21 protein-coding genes are annotated in these 16188 nt (G+C 36.3%); 7 read left to right on the top strand and 14 right to left on the bottom strand.

From position 1 onward, the window contains the following. Positions 1 to 145: 145 nt before the first annotated feature. Positions 146 to 583, top strand: a complete 438-nt coding sequence (locus AC2IP4_RS21120; RefSeq protein ID WP_486317254.1) for a hypothetical protein — start codon at positions 146 to 148, stop codon at positions 581 to 583. Here AC2IP4_RS21120 and AC2IP4_RS21115 read toward each other — a convergent pair. From AC2IP4_RS21115 to AC2IP4_RS21095, 5 genes are read right to left on the bottom strand one after another with little or no spacing between them, the layout of a single operon-like run. After that, complete coding sequence (locus AC2IP4_RS21115; protein ID WP_486317253.1) at positions 576 to 851, bottom strand: hypothetical protein; 276 nt, start codon at positions 849 to 851, stop codon at positions 576 to 578. The genes AC2IP4_RS21120 and AC2IP4_RS21115 overlap by 8 nt on opposite strands. Before the next feature lie 35 nt (positions 852 to 886). Beyond that, positions 887 to 1114, bottom strand: coding sequence for a hypothetical protein (locus tag AC2IP4_RS21110; protein ID WP_486317252.1), 228 nt, complete (start codon positions 1112 to 1114; stop codon positions 887 to 889). Between the two features lie 34 nt (positions 1115 to 1148). Next, positions 1149 to 1583 (bottom strand): hypothetical protein, encoded by a 435-nt coding sequence (locus AC2IP4_RS21105; RefSeq protein WP_486317251.1) that lies wholly within the window; start codon positions 1581 to 1583, stop codon positions 1149 to 1151. Positions 1584 to 1618: 35 nt separating this feature from the next. After that, positions 1619 to 1954 carry a hypothetical protein gene (locus AC2IP4_RS21100; RefSeq protein ID WP_486317250.1) on the bottom strand — a complete coding sequence of 112 codons (336 nt, stop codon included), beginning with the start codon at positions 1952 to 1954 and terminating at the stop codon, positions 1619 to 1621. Between the two features lie 8 nt (positions 1955 to 1962). Continuing rightward, the gene (locus AC2IP4_RS21095; RefSeq protein WP_486317249.1) at positions 1963 to 2850 is read right to left on the bottom strand and encodes a ParA family protein; all 888 of its coding nucleotides are present in this window, start codon (positions 2848 to 2850) and stop codon (positions 1963 to 1965) included. A gap of 210 nt (positions 2851 to 3060) precedes the next feature. Here AC2IP4_RS21095 and AC2IP4_RS21090 point away from each other — a divergent pair, with 210 nt between their 5' ends. Further along, a complete protein-coding gene (locus AC2IP4_RS21090; RefSeq protein WP_486317248.1) occupies positions 3061 to 3501 on the top strand; it encodes a hypothetical protein in 441 nt (146 codons plus the stop codon). On the opposite strand, the gene AC2IP4_RS21085 is transcribed toward AC2IP4_RS21090, so the two are convergent. Further along, positions 3483 to 4163: a hypothetical protein gene (locus tag AC2IP4_RS21085; protein ID WP_486317247.1), complete on the bottom strand. Its 681-nt coding sequence runs from the start codon at positions 4161 to 4163 to the stop codon at positions 3483 to 3485. The genes AC2IP4_RS21090 and AC2IP4_RS21085 overlap by 19 nt on opposite strands. A 185-nt stretch (positions 4164 to 4348) precedes the next feature. Between AC2IP4_RS21085 and AC2IP4_RS21080 the strand changes: the two genes are divergently transcribed. Further along, a complete protein-coding gene (locus tag AC2IP4_RS21080; protein ID WP_486317246.1) occupies positions 4349 to 4861 on the top strand; it encodes a Fe3+-citrate ABC transporter substrate-binding protein in 513 nt (170 codons plus the stop codon). Between the two features lie 184 nt (positions 4862 to 5045). On the opposite strand, the gene AC2IP4_RS21075 is transcribed toward AC2IP4_RS21080, so the two are convergent. The 7 genes from AC2IP4_RS21075 to AC2IP4_RS21045 form a co-directional block, all read right to left on the bottom strand. Continuing rightward, positions 5046 to 6293: a DUF1173 domain-containing protein gene (locus AC2IP4_RS21075; RefSeq protein ID WP_486317245.1), complete on the bottom strand. Its 1248-nt coding sequence runs from the start codon at positions 6291 to 6293 to the stop codon at positions 5046 to 5048. A gap of 18 nt (positions 6294 to 6311) precedes the next feature. Next, positions 6312 to 7382: a hypothetical protein gene (locus AC2IP4_RS21070; protein ID WP_486317244.1), complete on the bottom strand. Its 1071-nt coding sequence runs from the start codon at positions 7380 to 7382 to the stop codon at positions 6312 to 6314. 238 nt (positions 7383 to 7620) lie between these two features. Further along, positions 7621 to 7917 carry a BrxR family helix-turn-helix transcriptional regulator gene (locus tag AC2IP4_RS21065; protein ID WP_486317243.1) on the bottom strand — a complete coding sequence of 99 codons (297 nt, stop codon included), beginning with the start codon at positions 7915 to 7917 and terminating at the stop codon, positions 7621 to 7623. Between the two features lie 93 nt (positions 7918 to 8010). Beyond that, positions 8011 to 8904 (bottom strand): DUF4942 domain-containing protein, encoded by an 894-nt coding sequence (locus tag AC2IP4_RS21060; protein ID WP_486317242.1) that lies wholly within the window; start codon positions 8902 to 8904, stop codon positions 8011 to 8013. Positions 8905 to 8970: 66 nt separating this feature from the next. Continuing rightward, complete coding sequence (locus AC2IP4_RS21055; RefSeq protein WP_486317241.1) at positions 8971 to 9189, bottom strand: hypothetical protein; 219 nt, start codon at positions 9187 to 9189, stop codon at positions 8971 to 8973. A 70-nt stretch (positions 9190 to 9259) separates the two neighbouring features. Continuing rightward, complete coding sequence (locus AC2IP4_RS21050) at positions 9260 to 9478, bottom strand: hypothetical protein (RefSeq protein ID WP_486317240.1); 219 nt, start codon at positions 9476 to 9478, stop codon at positions 9260 to 9262. Between the two features lie 83 nt (positions 9479 to 9561). Next, a complete protein-coding gene (locus tag AC2IP4_RS21045) occupies positions 9562 to 9747 on the bottom strand; it encodes a hypothetical protein (RefSeq protein WP_486317239.1) in 186 nt (61 codons plus the stop codon). Positions 9748 to 10183: 436 nt separating this feature from the next. On the opposite strand from AC2IP4_RS21045, the gene AC2IP4_RS21040 reads away from it, so the two are divergent. The 4 genes from AC2IP4_RS21040 to AC2IP4_RS21025 all read left to right on the top strand — a co-directional run bounded on the left by AC2IP4_RS21040 (position 10184) and on the right by AC2IP4_RS21025 (position 12604). Then, positions 10184 to 10381 (top strand): hypothetical protein, encoded by a 198-nt coding sequence (locus tag AC2IP4_RS21040; protein WP_130066435.1) that lies wholly within the window; start codon positions 10184 to 10186, stop codon positions 10379 to 10381. Between the two features lie 31 nt (positions 10382 to 10412). Continuing rightward, a complete protein-coding gene (locus AC2IP4_RS21035; RefSeq protein WP_486317238.1) occupies positions 10413 to 10829 on the top strand; it encodes a DNA-directed RNA polymerase subunit omega in 417 nt (138 codons plus the stop codon). Positions 10830 to 10869: 40 nt separating this feature from the next. Continuing rightward, positions 10870 to 11856, top strand: coding sequence for a DUF6685 family protein (locus AC2IP4_RS21030; protein WP_486317237.1), 987 nt, complete (start codon positions 10870 to 10872; stop codon positions 11854 to 11856). A 61-nt stretch (positions 11857 to 11917) separates the two neighbouring features. Then, on the top strand, positions 11918 to 12604 hold the full coding sequence (locus AC2IP4_RS21025) for a hypothetical protein (protein WP_486317236.1): 687 nt from the start codon (positions 11918 to 11920) through the stop codon (positions 12602 to 12604). A 5-nt stretch (positions 12605 to 12609) separates the two neighbouring features. Here the strand turns inward: AC2IP4_RS21025 and AC2IP4_RS21020 are convergent, their stop codons facing one another. Next, complete coding sequence (locus AC2IP4_RS21020) at positions 12610 to 16062, bottom strand: phosphoadenosine phosphosulfate reductase family protein (protein ID WP_486317235.1); 3453 nt, start codon at positions 16060 to 16062, stop codon at positions 12610 to 12612. Positions 16063 to 16188 lie beyond the last annotated feature (126 nt).

The raw sequence follows: 16188 nt of genomic DNA, 5'->3' as shown, positions 1-16188 counted from the left end.
AATCCACCCTAAATCATCACCTTTCAATGAATTTATTATACCGCAATACAGGTAGGATTTAAGGTTGAATATTGCTTAATTAACTATCAATTTTAGTTATTTTCATTGTATTATTAATAATCAATCATGCTTAAAAGGACGTTTCATGAATAACCTAACTAGCGCTTCATTCTGCATTCTTCTATCGCTAACTAGCCTTAATGTGCTGGCCTCACAACAACCAAAAGAACTAACCAGCTATCTCAATTCGGTTAAAAGCACTAGCCTTCAATATGGAACATTACTTCAAAATTATGCCGATAATTTTTCTAAAAAATGCCGCAGAAATATCACAGTAAAAGAGCTTCAAAGCCCTGTGGTAAATAAACTCATAACAGCGATGTTTTCAAGTCATCGTTACGGCCATGAAACCGTCACAATGGTTAATCGAATTACAACCAATCATTTCAACTGTATGCAATTAGATAAACCATTTAAAGCCCTTCTGAATGACCAACAGCTACGCAAGCAATCACCAAGTTACGTAAAGCTGCTTAACATGATGGGGGATGTAAAATTAAATGGAGATTCAGAGATTAACTAACACTATTTACCTTTAGCTCAGATACAGCATTAAGCCCTTTTCGTGTTAGTGAATAAAAAGAGCTATAAACAATAAACTTGTGGCTAATCATTCCATCACCGAGCAAACAATCACACTCAGAAATTACAGAGGAAGATTCTAGCTTGGTTGATACTCTATTCTTTACCAAAATAATCAGGTCCGACAAAGCTAGCTTCATCACCCCTCGGTTGTGAGCAGAGGCCAAACGGTGTAAGACCTCTTGCTGTAATTCACTATAATTTTCCATACCACCTATCACTTAAATCAAAACAGAAACCAGCATCATAAACATTTTATTTTTACCTTAACCTTAACCTTATCTTTTTGAAGATCTTCGCTTGCCTTAAGGTGAGTGGGCTGAACCCATCGGCTTACTCTTTTGTCTTTACTTATTCGAATTAAATAAATGACGACTAATAATGCAAAAATAAATAGCAATATGTTCTCTTGTTGTGGCGTAACAAGTAACCTTGCTTCTAATAACACTGAATTCCAATATTCACGTAACATTGATAGTTCCTTTATATATTTGATTGGTAAAAGATTAATTAGTCAGGACACGTTGAACAGCGATACCTTTAGATCTTATCGTTTCGATACTCACTGGATTTAAAAAACTATACTCTTTAGATAAATCCGTACTCGAATCAAAATGACTCACACTGGTATCAATTACATACTCAGCACAATATGTTTTTATATCAGCATTGGTGGAGGTTAAATTATTACTTACCAATACCCCTGCACTTAATACATATTGAACACAAAGCTCATCGTTTTTTGATAAATACCTAATCAGTGAAACACTACTATCTTGATAGTATGAAAAGGATTCAATATCGATAATAGTACCCACATCGGGCATATGATGGTGTGTAAGAGAATCTTGATTTACAAGTTCTGGTGTACTTGCTACACATCCACTTAACATTAATGCCATAGCCATTATCCACGATGAATTAAATGGTATTTTCTCCATATTTATACTGTCCTTATTTGATTATGTATAAAAACTTAAAGATCTCTTATCGCATCGATCAGCTTTTTGGATAACACTGGATCTTGTAAGATGTCATCTTGGCAATCGATCAGTGCAGAAAGAAGCTTTCCTTCTGTTACTTTACGTTTAGTCATTGCCCCAGCTTTATTCACAAAAGCCGCCATTTTGGGCGCTCGCTGATTGGGGTTAGTTAATCGACAGGTAAACGGGCGAAGCTTAACCCCTTTCATTTGCTCTGATTGAATTGAATCGCTTTCATGGGTCGCGGTATTTAGATGAGGCAGCGAAGATATACCCGAATCTAGATCACCAAAAAAACTAACTTCTTCATTCATTCTATCTTTTGACATTAGTTCACCTAATTATGTTGAGAGAGCTTTAATGAAGATGAATTAACATGAGAGCTGCCACTATGAGCCCTTTTATGCACACTTTTAGCCAGCGCTTTATAATCAGAAAAAGCTAGGCAGCCACTCTTGTAGTTATAAAGTAAATGCACTCCCATCGTCGCATTTTCAATATCTTGTGAACGACGGATCCTGACAGGTAAAACATGACTTTCAATTTTGGACATGTTTGAAGAAAAGCACCCGTTTACTATCGACGTCGTTTTTCGATATTCATTACATAAAACCCAATAATCTAACTCCTTCGGTGACTTGTTTAAAATTTGCCCCATAGCCCCAATAAGAAGACGCAAACCAGAAAGACTAAATCCCCCTCTATCCAATACAACTAAATGATGATCAGCCGCAAGTATTGCGTTAGTCGTGGTTAAACTCAGATTTGGTGGGCAATCCAGAAACACATAATCAAAATCATGAGCGGCCAACTCTTTTAGCTTATTTCGAAGGATCGACTCACGACGAATAAGAGTCAAACCTTGTTCAATAACGCTACTGAGACCGATATTTGAGGGGATATAGAACAAATTTGGTATTGTTTTATAAACAAGCCCACTACCGCTAACAGATTTATCTTTACCACGCACCTTTGCTGGGCGAATAAGATGATTAAGAGGAATTGCTCTCTCTTCAGCAGACAGAGAAAAAACAGTTGAGATAGTTAGTTTTTCAAATTCTGGATGTTCTCCGCCAGACAACAGAAATGATGAATTAGCTTGTGGATCAAGATCGATAATAAGGCTCTTCTTTCCATATAAAGCCATCGTATGAGCCAAGTTACAACAGGTTGTCGATTTTCCTACTCCACCCTTTTGATTCGCGATTGCGATAACTTTAGTCATTGCGTTTATACCTATATTCAATACTGATTGTTGTAATACACTTGTAGTACATTACAAAACATCACCCTCAATAACTACACTTTTATTATAATTAACTAACAATAGTTTTTACATCGAGACATATATCACATAGCATTGTATAAGGTGTTTTATACAAAACCGTTTTTTAGAAAAATGGAAAGTGAAATAATACAAAGGGAGTGGTTAGTAATGAATGGATTAAGATGTCTAATTGAATGGATAAAACTAAGTAATATAAGTATTCCTAACGTAGATGATAAATATGAATACCCTGATTTTTTTATCATTGAAGAGTTTTTGGCATATTTGGCAATGGTTTTATTTCTATCTACCACGATAGCTCTTCTTGTCCCTTTTTTTGAATACGTTGATCTGATTGCATTAGAAAAGACACACCATTGGAACTTGTTCTATATTGCTGTAACTTGCCTTAGTATCGGTATAGGCCTAATATCAACCGTTCATACTTTAGTAAAAAGACCAATAACACAAGAGCATTTTGAATGGGTATTGGGGGTTCATCGAAAAATAGAAATGCCATATCCAAGTAAAAAAATGACTAAACAGGACATGGCAATTTACATTGATAAATCACTTAAGCTCGATAAAAATCAACTTTCTAATTCTTGAGCTATTTCATTATAGATTGGCATAATTGAAGATAAATGAAAACGCTCAATATATACTTTAATATCAGTTAGTAATGAGCGACATTCATCTTCATTTCTAAATGAGTTAATCTTTTTGAATCGCGCACGGAATACTTTAGTTCTTTTTCTATTTTCATAAGTGGTTAGAAGCGATGGTAATTGTGACTCTTTCAATTCGATAAGAGTGCGAACCACCTTATCAACTAAGTCAAACAATTTGCTTGATTCTTCCACCTTACATTTAATTAAGCCTCTAACTGCATTATCCAAACTACAAAAAGAATAAGAAGAAAATAACCAGCGAGGATGACCCTGAACCTGAATAAACAACTCGGAAAGCTTATAATGATTACATTGATTATTATATACCTGAGAAAATGAAGTTGCAGAAGGGAATAACACTAAAAGCCCTTTCGCTATTTTATCACTCATAGTAATTGTCTTTGATTCAACTGGTAAAGTCTTCGATTCAACTGGTAAAGTCTTCGATTCAACTGGTAAAGTCTTCGATTCAACTGGTAAAGTCTTCGATTCAACTGGTAAAGTCTTCGATTCAACTGGTAAAGTCTTCGATTCAACTGGTAAAGTCTTCGATTCAACTGGCGCTAACTCGGAAAATTCAAAACCTAATTGGCAACTCATACCTTAACTCCCTACTTTGATTAACTGACAATGTCATTATACCGCAAATAGCAAGCAAGCGAAACAAGTTAGTTTAATAAATAATCATTTATACATCTTAAATATCAATATTATAGATTGAGTTTTTCAAAAAAACGGATTATAACTTAAACAAAGTCACACGACACAAAACATACGGTAAGTGCATGAATAAAAAAAGCAATCTAAAAACAAATACAGGGCATCGGTTTATTTCAAAATCAGAAAGGAATACCGCTTTTAAAGTTCACATCCACACCCCTGACGATAAGCTTTTAGAGAAAAGTGTAGGTTATAAATATCTTGGTGAAGAAAAAGCCTTAAAAAAAGCGATAAAGCTACGCAACCAACTAGGTCGCGAGATGTGGAAAAAGCATTGGACTCGCATACTAAATGATGAAACTTTGATTACTCGCCTCCCACATACGCTTGAACCTAAAATTATCAACAAGCCATCACCAACAATGGCCGACCCAGATAAAAAAACACCGTATTACATGGCTCGATGGACAGAATATGTGGATGGTGAAAAGAAAATAAAATCAGTGATTAGAGCGATAACAGATGGGTGTAAGCTTCAGGCATACACAGAAACCAAAAGAGTATTACTTGATGCGCATGCAGGTGAAATAGAGATCTTAAAATTTATGGGAAGAATAAATTTTATTGACTTAAAGTAGGCTTAGATGAACTAGATTGCAGAGCAAAGGAATGGGTAAAATGAGTTGGGGTATGGAACCATGATCAAGCTATTACTTCGTGAAATGTCAGTTAAACAAAATTACAGTCAAAAAGGAGCCCATACCCCGAAGGCAATAGTCCGTGATATGACATTGAAAGTCAATGCTACTTTGAGCTGGACGCTTAAATGTAGTCGTGTTCGCTGAAAAAACGCGCAACATCCTTTTCATCTTCTGCGTTTATTTCATAAATAGAGTTAGCTCTCCATGCTTCTTTCATAATAGGAAGAAGTTGAGCTTTACGGGAAACATAATCTGAATCATTCAACATGCCCATTACCTCAATGACCTCTGTATAAGTGATCTTCCCTGTATCAATAGATTTTCTTCTTAAAATGAAATCAGGCAAGACAGCTACAGAATTTGAGCGATCATTTTTTGAAAAAATAGGTTTTTGTAAGGACCAGCGAGCCAATTGATTTTGACTGTTTGAAATAAGGCTCATAAGACCTGAAGCAATAATTCTTTCATGGTGACTATCAACTGGCATTAATGACGTAGGGGATACAATTGGCTTAATAAAAATATTATAAACAAGGATAGCGTTCTCAACAGGATCATCAGCCAATGACAAAATAACCAAATATGGTCCTTTTGTTTTTCGACCAGCTCTAATCACTCTTCTAGCAGTGTATTTAGCCCCATCCAAATCAATACAGCCATTTGAAGTGCTTATCTGCTGTACAACCATGAAAACCAACGCATGAGGACGTCCAGCGCCTTTATACGAATTATTTGCCTTCTCTCGCCTCAACGTATTAAATGCAAATGAATACCCTTTATCCCCATAGAAACAATACTTGTGCAGCATTGAATCACCAAATGAGATTAAATTTGCAGGCTCGATGAGATTACGAAGTGCAACTAAAGGGCTTTGGTTCTTGTTCTTGTGGTGGAAATTTGAATAACTTTTCTCGCACAAATGACGAAATAGCTTATCAAGTGAGTGCTCGCGATTTGAATGATGACTTGCAGAGCCTTCTTGTTTAGCACTTGGCTCTGTAGCTTCAGATATTGAACGATGAATAACAAAACTGTCCAGCTCTACCGATTCTTGATCTTTGGTAGTTACATTATCTTGACGATCATTATATCCGTGGATAACACTAAATAACTGACAGTTATCCGAATGCTGCCCCTCCGTTGGGTGATTTACAATGGTAAAATTATCATGGCAAAAACGAACGAACATGCGAGCCTTCGCTTGTGTACAACTGCATCGTAGTTCTTGATTACTTTCACGAACACGAGCGAGAAGCCGCTGGGTTTCAAGTGAGCGTCGGTTAATTTCCAACAAACAGGTAGGATTAGAAACAGGCTGAGATACATCATCACTAATTGCTCTTGGTACAATATAGACTGCGGATAACATACAAAGCCCCTTGGGTAATTACATACTAGGTCCAGATAAATCAGATTCACGCTTTAATAATGCGGCTAAATCTTGAGATGGTTTATCCGAAATAGCAGAACGCTTTAAACTTACGTTAGGTAAACTATCAATTGTAAATTCTGATATTTCAATTTGCTGACGATACACTTCTTGGTGTAATTCAGGTGAAGAAAGATCCACTCTTTCACGTTGATACAACGCTCCAAACTCAACAGCCGAATTAGGTAATTCAACTTGAGATAGATCGCCAAAAACATCATTACTTGGTAATGATGAAATCGAAGCCATATGAAGATTCGAAATCGACGTTGGAACCTCTATGCCTTGCTCATGAACCTTAGTAATAAAACGTTGCAAATCATTTGGATTAAGCGAAGTTTGAGAAAACTCTTTACCACGGTTATACCAAAATTCCTGATTTTCTCCAGAATAGTCCGTTAATATCTCGTGCTTCACACGATTCATCGCTAACAATGATACAGCTAAATCATTTTGTTGCTTGATGCTTCTTTCTAAAGGATCTGTTATCGCTTCATTGTAATGTTTTAAAACGGTTTTAAAACTAATATTAGTTTCATTGTTTCTTCGAGCTTCAGTACAAGAAGACATTGCTATTTCACTGCATTTAGCAAGCATCTCAGCGTTAACTTGATTCACGAGCATATTCTGAGCTATCTCATGTGCTTTGTTGTTTTGAGAAGCAATATCAAGCTCCATTGAATGCAATGGATTCGTTTTGTCTGCACGAGCGATAGCGACCACACGAGACATATCATAGTTGGCTGACTGATCTACGGGATCGTAATAATTAACATGGCGATCAAATTGAAATGAACTATCTTTCAGTAATTCTTTCAACGGATTCATGCCTTGTTGCAATGAATTATGAATAGAAACTGCTAATGCTGGTACATCATCCTTACGGCTAAGCTCTGCCTCTTCACGCATTGAATCAGAGACATTTCGAGTAGTTTTTGATAAAAAATTTAATGCTTCGTGTCGTACAAATGCATCAAAATTTCCAGTCACAAACAAGTGACGATTGAGACTTTTTTTAGGTGTTGTCATGCGCCCCCCTTGCACTACAATCCATACGCAACCGAATTATAGTAAAAATACATAACTAAGTATTTCTCAAAAAACAAGAAACAAAAAGCATTGTTTAAAACAAGCCTGATATGAAAATATAATTATATATATGCATATAATTTATACTAAAACATTGAATAAACAAATAATAGAATATAAAAACACATGAAAAACGAACGGATATCTCAAAAATAAAACACGAAACATTATTTTACAGTCACTTTGGGCACCCATGAACCACCTCAACTGAATTTAAAAAAAATAATGAACTATCATCGAGTAAAAAATTCTTTTTGAACGTCGCAGTTTTGACATATTTAGCTTTCCGCTCATCGAACCTTAGATTATTTCCATTCAACTCATGCTCTTTGTATTGGGTAAACACTTTGCTTGCTTTGGTGCGGTGCATATGAAATTGGTTGGTTAAAATTACGGTATTAATCTCTCCATACAGATCGACATACGCATCAATAAATTTATACAATACCAAATCAAACGCTTCTTTTTGTGTCATTAGAATGCCTCAAAATAATTAAAGCACTCATAGTAATATAGTGCTTTGTGGTAATATAGAGCAATGAGAAAAATAGTACAGTGTATAAATATACTACACGCTTGGTAACATTCGAGAGCTGGCTAATCTATCGTTAAGAATAGAAATCATACTCTCTGGTAATAATACATGAAGTGTCCGTTTTTTAAAAAAACGAAACTCAATGCCCAGCAATGTAATGGAATTTAATTCCTCAAGATCACCCTTTGAATTTTGAACTTTTTCTTCAAGGCTACGCCATAACCCCGATTGTTTTACACCATCAGTTTCAATGACCGTTCGATTAACCAATACCCATCGCCAAATTAATGTTAATAAACTTTGTAGCCCTTCATGAGCACTTAATTTATAAGACTCACCATAAGGGGTAAACGCATTTTCTATAATGATTTTCTTAGTAAACTGCTGACGGTTATTATTAACATAGGCAGTGGAGAATTCCTGTATTGTGTCCAACAAACTTTCTAATAGGATTGGCTCTTGATTATCAAATAGATTACGCAAGGTTCCTTCAACATGCTCGCGGTCAAAGGGAAGCGTGTTATCCTTACATTGCTTTGTAAATTGAGTAATTTGTAACTGAGACATACTGCCAAAGATGCCGAGACGATTAAAGACCAAAACCCAAAGACTACTGTCCACGGTCTTTATCACTAACGCTTTTAATTCTTTTTCCGATAAACGAACAAGGTTTCCATTGCGAGGTAAGCTGCGACCCCGAGAGCTCTCCCCTAATGCAGACGCTAGCTGAATAAAAATATTCGAAAAGTCATCAATATACCCAGAATTAATCGTTGGAATATCTTGATTGATCTCATCGGCAATTTTCATCGCCTTAACTTGTAATTCAACTGCTTGGCAAAAAGTATCAATAAGTAATTTACGCTTGATAATAAGTTGATCGATAAGTTTTAATTCAATTAGTGCTTGGTTGGCCTGACTATCCATATTAACAACCTATATTTTTCTAAAAAATGCCGTGAGTATTAAAAACAAAAAATGGGCTGTAGATTTTTATGCACTGGCTTCAATGGTTGTCGCTCTTAGCGTCCCACACTCATCTTCCAATAATGATTCAAGCTTTACACGAAATTCGGTAAGCCCACTTGCATAAGATCCAAAATGTTCCGCTCGCGATGGGGTTAAACTCGCTTGTACAGCACAGTATTTTTCTTCTTCTTTTGCTTCAACAATGAGGCATTTAATTTTGTTGATTAACTTCACATCATTCATATCGATATTCCTTATCAATAAGTGAGTAGTCCTAATTAAATTAAAACTACTCTAAATAATACTTAAACGATTAAGATTTTTGGAAGCACTCTTGTAATAACGCCTTAGTTTTATCGTCATCTTTCAAAAAATATTGTTGAGCATCACCAGCCCAGCCACCGATCATGATGTCATTAACGTAATAGTGAAATGATTCATCACAATCACTCTCCTCAAATTCTTCTACGTTTTCTTTACACCAATCGAAGAAGATCAGCATTTCAGCTTGCGTATATAACTCTGATAACATGTTAAAACTCCATTAAAACAAAAGATGGTTAATTATACCTTAGCTTACCAAACTGATTGATTTAGTAAGCTTACAAAAAAGACCTATGACTCAAACATTTCAACCAAACTATCCTCGATAGGCACAACGCTTAATACACTGCCATCATCAAGTTTATATGTAGACTTGTCTGAATGTTCATTAACACTCACAATGTGCTTATCAAGCATTGTAAATGCGGCATCTAAATTCATTGTTGCTTTCATGCTGATCTTGCTTGCGATAGTCATAGTCAAATCCATTGATATATAAAATAAAACATACCCTTATTATCTATTGTTACGACAAAAAGTAAACACAACAAACTGTTATTAAGCTTATGATTTCGTTATTTATTTCACTGTTTCGTTTTTCTGAAAAATAAAAAAATTTGACAAGTATTTTAAAAAATATGTATGTTTTAGATAAATAAAAAACACTATGCATATTACTGACTTCATCCTGTTAATTGACTCAATAACCAAGCTCGTCATAGCGATATATCAATGCCCCCTCCTATTACAATTAGTCCTTGTCTTTGGAGCAACAAGCAAGCTATGCACCAAAATAGACATCATTCATAAACTGCTATCTAAACTAAAACTATAAACAACGACATTGCCGCTACAACTTCCCTCAAAAAAAAGATAAATTGTGGTGGCAATAGTCATAACAAGAGTAAATATCATGTTTGAAATAAAAGACTTAAATGCAGTAACCCATGCCATTGCTATGTATGATGAATTAATGCGAAATGGCGCAGAAGACCCTCAAATTGAAGATACTCACCGAGATCTACAATTATTAGCTCAAAAAATAAAACAGAGTATGAAAACGGAACAACAGCCTTACCTTAGTGCAGCAATACAACGGCTTCACTCATAAGCTTGAGCGGTAATAATGAAGAGAATAGATAATGAATAATATTAAAAAAGCCGATGTCGAAAAGATAAAAACAAGTCATGCGGCATTAGAGCAACAAAAGCTCAATTACAATAATTTGGTCACTCAATTACAAAATCAAATTAAAGATGTGATCACTTCTTTTTCAGAAAAACACGCCACTGAAATTGAAACGATAAGTAATAAACATGATGAGCATCAGCAGCAATTAAACTGCCTTATTGATACTCAAATTAATAAAATGGAGGACTACATAAATGATCGTTCTCCTCAGTGGCAAAGCAGTGAGCCAGCAAGCAAAATGAATGATTGGCTAGACGATTGGAAAGACTATCAATTAGAAGTAAGCAGTGAGTTAGAGTTTCATTATTTCGAAGACATTGAGCTCTTACAAGCGGAATCCATCACGCTCCCCTCAATCAAACGATAATTTTTCTAAAAAACACAATGAAGGCAAAGGACGACATTCAATGATTAAACGGATTTTAAATTATTGCCATCAACAAACAGAGCAATGGCAACTAGACCAATTACATCAAATTCACCTCAATGACATTGAGCTCTACACCCCGACCGCTGACGGCAATACAATCATAAAATGGAATGAATTATTTGCCCTGTATAATGTAGAGGACCACCAAAAAGAAGTAACATACGCCTTAATCAATTCAGTATCAAAAGATACTCGCTTAACCAATAACTTTGATTTTTCTAAAATACAAAGTCTCACTAATTCTAAAGGATTCGGAAGAAGATACAGCATCAATGGTAGCTGGTTTAAAGATATAGCTGAATGGGGTAAGGCTATGTATTCAGGAAGGCACTTATCAAACCTAAATGAACATGATTGGGCTAATAACATCGCACATATTGAACAAGAAGGCTTCACGAAATCACACCCGTTGCATATCTCGTATTATGCATGGTATGAGCGCTTTGAATGTGGAAATAGTGGTGGTTCTCATCATGCCGCAGCCGTTTCAAGCCAAATTAGATACCAACAATTTCAATATTATAGACAAGCCGAAGTAACCGCACATACAACCAACCCTGAATATATTCAGGAATTAGAGCAACGAGGGTTCTATCTATTCTTAATTTCTGGATTTGGCTACGCGCATAAAATCAGCCATGAAAAGATAACAAGTGATCACATCATAGGTGAACACATCACTGAGCGGTTTTATACCATCCCTCTTAACGGCTCAACCCCCAATAACACACAAATAATGATTATCCGTAAAGAGGATTTGAAAATTAAAGCAAGAACGTTTGAGAAGTGGTATCACACACAATTAAAAATGGGAAAATTAGTTAGACTGCAAGAGGTTATGGAAGATACAAGTAAGTACTGTACGACACCTTACCTACATGAATTTAATTATTTGAAGCTAGGCGACCCATCCAATACAAACGATCTTAAAGTCAAAGAAATGGAAAAAAACACCAGTGATTAATTATTGGTATTTTAAGTCATATTAACTATATTTAGTTCATCTTTGCGTATAGGAAATGTAGATGCATTATTACACTTATCAGGATGAATATGACATCAATTCCATCATAGCTTCTTATTGCCAATTTAATGTAAAAGTCCCATACATTAGCAAAGCACTCTCTCTAAATAAAAGCAAATTTCTAACATTTATAGTAAATGATGCAAATGTAAACCAATTACGCAACATAGGCGATGCCTTTAATATCTATGTCAAAAAAGAGCTCAGAAAAGATAACTACTACTGTACATTACTGAGTGACCTCAAAACATATAATATTCCTATCCAAGTAAATCTAATACCAGCCAATGTACCTCTAGCTATTGTATATTTATATTTAAGCTCTTACTTAACCGACGTTACATGGAGTGGTGATACCTTACAAGAAGAAGGCGGTACGTTTACTATATTAAAGTTCAAGAAGTACGATATTTATCTACTACATAATGAATATCTTACCGTATTCATCATACCTTCAAAATATTCAAAGTGTTTATCAAAAAGCAATAATATTGAACCACTTATTAAACTAGCCAGCGTACATGATTTAAAAAACAATCCAACATCAGATATCACTATTATTTGGGAACTATTTATATCTGAATTAAAACGCCATTCCAAAGCCTATTTGGACCCGTTACCCTTAGAAATGAAAATTTCACAGTGGTTCTATAACAACATCAAAGTTGATGACCAGACGTATTTATAAAAACCTTAACTTCTAGCATGGCTTACAATCGCTCTTAGCTCTGCCAGCGTCGCTTTTCTTTCACTGCTCATCACCGCCACTCGGTCTATTTTAGAATGCTTACTTAATAATGAGCGCTCCAATGCCCCAACGGATAGACACGATAAATCATCAATATAATTAAATAACTCTTGGGACAACTGTTTACGTTGTTGCAATCTGCTTAACGATCTCTTTTGAACTTCCTCTGTACAATGCAAACCATTTGCAAATGCAGAATACTTAATGATCCCATGCGCCATTAGATAAGCATTACCTACCGCCCCTTGAGCTTTAAGCCATTCACCAATAGACATAGCATTAGATTCATCGCTCATTTCCATGTTATTCAAATCATCTACAAATAACTCCTCTACGACCTGTGAGGAAACAAAATCAAAATTACGACTGGTATTATCAATAACACTTGATACATAACTCTTTGTGTCACTCAAGAGCTCAGAGAAGGCAATTGCAAACTGTTTGATTGCTTCCAAGTCGTTACACAGTGCTATGCGCTCCTTTTCCGTTGCCAGTACTGACAATGCTTTTTCTGGAGAACAACATAACGGGGTGAATTCGGCTAACCAGTAGTCCATCACATGAAGGATCTCTTTTGGCTTTTGAGTTAATGCATAAACCGTTTGAGTCGCCAGCTTAGACTCACACACTTTTCTATAATGATCATGAAACTCAGACAATCGAGCCATGATTGATGTCAGTGCTTGGTTCTTTCTCTGTTGTGTATTCTGTTTCAATAATGCGCTGACTTCTTTGCGTTTCTCATTACGTAAATAGCGAACGGCTAATAGTTGCTCTGCCTTTTGTCGTCTTTGCTCAGCCATTGAGATAACCCCTGTAGCTGAATCAATGAATGACAGTGACTTGGTTGATAACCCAAACAATCGACACTCATGAAATAATTGAGTACGAGCAAGGGAGAATTGAACATAGCGTTCAAACTTAGACGAAATAACTAACCCTGTACCGAGCAATAATTTATGACACGGCTCTACGCCTGAGTAACAGCGAGCTTGCAGTTTGTTATCACGCGCAGTACGAACAAAACGATCATGCTCGATAACAAGCGAATCAAATCCCTTTTCAAGCCACGTTGAAAAACAGGCCTCATCAAAATAATATGGGGTATATTCTGTTAAGTTGACGTCGTTGTAGTGGTAGTTGGCCAAATCAAATTGAAAAGCCAGTTTTTGAGAGAGATCAGGTAACCAGTATTTAATAGCCGATTGGTGCTGCTCATGAAGAGCTGGTGATACCGTTGGATTGTAATCTTTCAGTGAAGCCCTACCAATCTTCACTCCCTGTTTAGAGAAATCACGTTTACGTCGTGAAAAGCGTAAACCCGTTGATGGACGTTTTCGAGCACTATCCGATACCCCTACAATCGAGCTTTCAAACGATTTACAGAAATTCATTTCCATTGTCGTCGTCAATGACAATGGTTCCATACCCAAACTATGAGATTGAAGTACATCAAGATCATAGATTGCTTCATCCAACCGTAAAGATGCACTTAGTAGCTCACGCCCAGCACGAACGATTTGAGCATAAATCTCAGGGTAGGCCGATAACTCGATAGTACGATTTAACTGCATGCATTGAGTTTTAATGACTTCATCTTTTGTTAATGGGTCAAAGGTGTACTTAAGCTTAATACGTCGTGTATACAGTGGCAGATTCGTTAAACGGGTGATGTGAAACCCATTACTATCAACCATGAACGATTTATTATTTTGAAGCCAATACGACTCCATATTAATCGGTAGCAGATTAATTAAATCAGTCTCAGTGACCTTTCTATTTAAAGACGATTGCAATCCTTTGAGTGTGTCTTGTGGTGGGGTAAATAATTGATAAGCTCGTGCATCAGGAATATCTCGATTAAGAACGTCTTTATGGTCCCACGCTTTTAACCCTTGCTGTGCTCTAAGCTCATTAAGTTCATCGTTTGTCTTTGGAAAAGGAATGCGTTTCCCTTTTCGCACATTGGATAATATTTTCACTGGACGATAAGGAGAGGTATTGACGCCATGAAGGGTCCATAAGAACGATAAAAGGACCGCATGTTTTTCAGAAAAAAGATCATATAGCGGTGATTTTAGCATTCGAGCAATATAAGCATCTCGATACTGTTTTCTAACTTTAAAGCTCATCGAGGTATCATTCATGATGTCTTTCACCCCAATGTCATTATCAATGTCACCTCTTTCGTAACAGGCTTTAAAATCCAAATGAGCGTGTTTATAGTCCTCAGTCATTTGAGCACCAAAATACACCAGTTTTTCTAGCACATTGGCTTTTAATACGTTTGGTTGAAGATACACATTATTGGTAACACTGCACATAGCGCGAGGATGAAAAGCACGATACTGAACATCAACCGAAGTTCGAATGAAATAATCACGTAATCGTGTAAATGAATCACCAAAACGGCCCCATCGTGGCAGCTCTCGCATTGAGAGTCCTGAATGGTCTTTTGATACCATACCGCACACTGCACACCCGTACCTTGCGATTCCTCCGCAATTTTGGCCACCTTTATTCGTTTCATCATCTATTACAATCTCACAGGTATCACTCCCCCCTTCTCCATAGATGGCCAGCAACAATCCAAAATTATCAATATAAGCTGGGATGCGTTGATTCGGTAATGTCGGGGAGCACGATTCAACTCCAGCATGATTTAAATAGTTAATGACATCAGGCGTAGACCAATCAGCAATTGGTGCAAAGTTGTAAACCTTACCAAATGCTTTCGTCCCTTCACTATCAATGATTGATAGTAATTTTTCCGATTTAAGATCGCTTACCCCTTGATTCTGCATATTTAGCTTGCGTCTCACCGATTCAAAACTTCGAGACCCAGTAACAGAAGCCCATGTAGATTGTTGATATTTAAGGGGTAAAGATTCTTTGATTGCTTTTAGGCTACGACGCATCGTGTCAATTTTCCATATCACACTACAATCACCGCTTCTTCCCGACATCGATGATGAAAACAGTTTTTGCACTCCAGCAAACAGGACCATTAGTTGTTGATGGATTGGTGGTGAAACGATTTTGATTATTAAATTAATGCCAAAAGATTCACAGGTTGATTTGATGTGATCATATGACACTGGCACATAGCATTGAATGTTTTCAGGCTCTAGTAATGTATCAACCGTGAGGATAACTAAAGGGCGTTCTGGTTCAATCTCACCACGCTCAATGCAGCGACGCATCGCCTCTACTCCAGCATTAGTTACCGTTGATGAATCCTTTGCATGACTAGATGAAAACTGAAGACATAACCCTGCACGTAATAATGCACTAATCTCTTCTATTAACGCCTCTGATAAGTGGTAAGCATCTAATGCTAAAGAAGACGTCAGAGAGTTAAGATTGAAGATGTTTACTGAACCAATAGCGTTATCCATGTCCATTTCCCTATTTTTCTAAAAAACACATTTCAACAGTGTAATAACAATAAATTTGATTGATTGAATTCTTGTTTGCGGTATTATGATTACTCAAATGTCAGTTGAACGCAAGAAGGAATTCCA

It is taken from the genome of Aliivibrio thorii (assembly GCF_057368585.1).
Note: the sequence above shows the minus strand (reverse complement) of the source record. Positions and strands in the feature narration are given on the sequence as shown.

Coding starts and splice junctions, on each gene's coding strand:
- AC2IP4_RS21120 (WP_486317254.1), top strand. CDS start 146: ATGAATAACCTAACTAGCGCTTCATTCTGCATTCTTCTATCGCTAACT.
- AC2IP4_RS21115 (WP_486317253.1), bottom strand. CDS start 851: ATGGAAAATTATAGTGAATTACAGCAAGAGGTCTTACACCGTTTGGCC.
- AC2IP4_RS21110 (WP_486317252.1), bottom strand. CDS start 1,114: ATGTTACGTGAATATTGGAATTCAGTGTTATTAGAAGCAAGGTTACTT.
- AC2IP4_RS21105 (WP_486317251.1), bottom strand. CDS start 1,583: ATGGAGAAAATACCATTTAATTCATCGTGGATAATGGCTATGGCATTA.
- AC2IP4_RS21100 (WP_486317250.1), bottom strand. CDS start 1,954: ATGTCAAAAGATAGAATGAATGAAGAAGTTAGTTTTTTTGGTGATCTA.
- AC2IP4_RS21095 (WP_486317249.1), bottom strand. CDS start 2,850: ATGACTAAAGTTATCGCAATCGCGAATCAAAAGGGTGGAGTAGGAAAA.
- AC2IP4_RS21090 (WP_486317248.1), top strand. CDS start 3,061: ATGAATGGATTAAGATGTCTAATTGAATGGATAAAACTAAGTAATATA.
- AC2IP4_RS21085 (WP_486317247.1), bottom strand. CDS start 4,163: ATGAGTTGCCAATTAGGTTTTGAATTTTCCGAGTTAGCGCCAGTTGAA.
- AC2IP4_RS21080 (WP_486317246.1), top strand. CDS start 4,349: ATGAATAAAAAAAGCAATCTAAAAACAAATACAGGGCATCGGTTTATT.
- AC2IP4_RS21075 (WP_486317245.1), bottom strand. CDS start 6,293: ATGTTATCCGCAGTCTATATTGTACCAAGAGCAATTAGTGATGATGTA.
- AC2IP4_RS21070 (WP_486317244.1), bottom strand. CDS start 7,382: ATGACAACACCTAAAAAAAGTCTCAATCGTCACTTGTTTGTGACTGGA.
- AC2IP4_RS21065 (WP_486317243.1), bottom strand. CDS start 7,917: ATGACACAAAAAGAAGCGTTTGATTTGGTATTGTATAAATTTATTGAT.
- AC2IP4_RS21060 (WP_486317242.1), bottom strand. CDS start 8,904: ATGGATAGTCAGGCCAACCAAGCACTAATTGAATTAAAACTTATCGAT.
- AC2IP4_RS21055 (WP_486317241.1), bottom strand. CDS start 9,189: ATGAATGATGTGAAGTTAATCAACAAAATTAAATGCCTCATTGTTGAA.
- AC2IP4_RS21050 (WP_486317240.1), bottom strand. CDS start 9,478: ATGTTATCAGAGTTATATACGCAAGCTGAAATGCTGATCTTCTTCGAT.
- AC2IP4_RS21045 (WP_486317239.1), bottom strand. CDS start 9,747: ATGACTATCGCAAGCAAGATCAGCATGAAAGCAACAATGAATTTAGAT.
- AC2IP4_RS21040 (WP_130066435.1), top strand. CDS start 10,184: ATGTTTGAAATAAAAGACTTAAATGCAGTAACCCATGCCATTGCTATG.
- AC2IP4_RS21035 (WP_486317238.1), top strand. CDS start 10,413: ATGAATAATATTAAAAAAGCCGATGTCGAAAAGATAAAAACAAGTCAT.
- AC2IP4_RS21030 (WP_486317237.1), top strand. CDS start 10,870: ATGATTAAACGGATTTTAAATTATTGCCATCAACAAACAGAGCAATGG.
- AC2IP4_RS21025 (WP_486317236.1), top strand. CDS start 11,918: ATGCATTATTACACTTATCAGGATGAATATGACATCAATTCCATCATA.
- AC2IP4_RS21020 (WP_486317235.1), bottom strand. CDS start 16,062: ATGGATAACGCTATTGGTTCAGTAAACATCTTCAATCTTAACTCTCTG.